Origin of the sequence: Mesorhizobium sp. M7A.F.Ca.CA.004.06.1.1 (assembly GCF_003999135.1) — a bacterium.
GTDB lineage: Bacteria > Pseudomonadota > Alphaproteobacteria > Rhizobiales > Rhizobiaceae > Mesorhizobium.
Genome location: NZ_RZPQ01001399.1, coordinates 1 through 537, shown reverse-complemented (window position 1 = coordinate 537; position 537 = coordinate 1). Strand labels below are relative to the sequence as shown.

Sequence of the window (537 nt, the reverse complement as noted above, 5' to 3'; positions counted from 1 at the left end):
CGACATGACGAGCACGATGAGGCTGCCGAGGAGATATGGCCATACGCGCCCGGCTTCACCGGAAAGCCGGTCGGTAAACAAATCGACCAGTGCTGCAAGAACCGCGAGCACGCCTACAAGCAGGCCGGCAAGCAGCAGCCAGGCGGAGAAATCGGCCCACATCATTTCAGCGCTTTGCCAATAGGCAGCGTCGGTCAGCAATGTGCCGACGAAACACGCATTTGCGACTGCCATCGGCGTTTTATGCAACGGACGCCTGGCGGCCACCAATACGGATCGGGCACGGGCCATGGACATTCTCCACCTTTGAAGCTGTACCTGTCCTCCAAACCAACTTGTGGTTAGGAGGTTCCCGGAACCGTTTGCGTTCAAGAACTCGTGATGGCGCTGGCGATGTCTCAGAACGGCTCGGCGTCCGATCCTCCTGCGGAGTTAGCGCAATGTCCGCAAGGTGATCGAGTATCGATGCAGGTCAACTGGCGGAATGCTGTGCTCCCATTCAGTGCGCGATCGTCCAGTCATGAGATACGCCGACCT

The 537-nt window shown here is 58.5% G+C and carries 1 protein-coding gene and 1 pseudogene; both read right to left on the bottom strand.

Annotated features, from left to right (window positions below; all coding sequences use genetic code 11):
- The coding region (locus tag EN906_RS36585; RefSeq protein ID WP_127375888.1) for a DUF2231 domain-containing protein at nucleotides 1-291 on the bottom strand (291 nt) is incomplete at its 3' end.
- 141 nt (nucleotides 292-432) lie between these two features.
- A pseudogene (locus EN906_RS38730) lies at nucleotides 433-537 on the bottom strand (alpha-ketoglutarate-dependent dioxygenase AlkB); the annotation flags it as partial.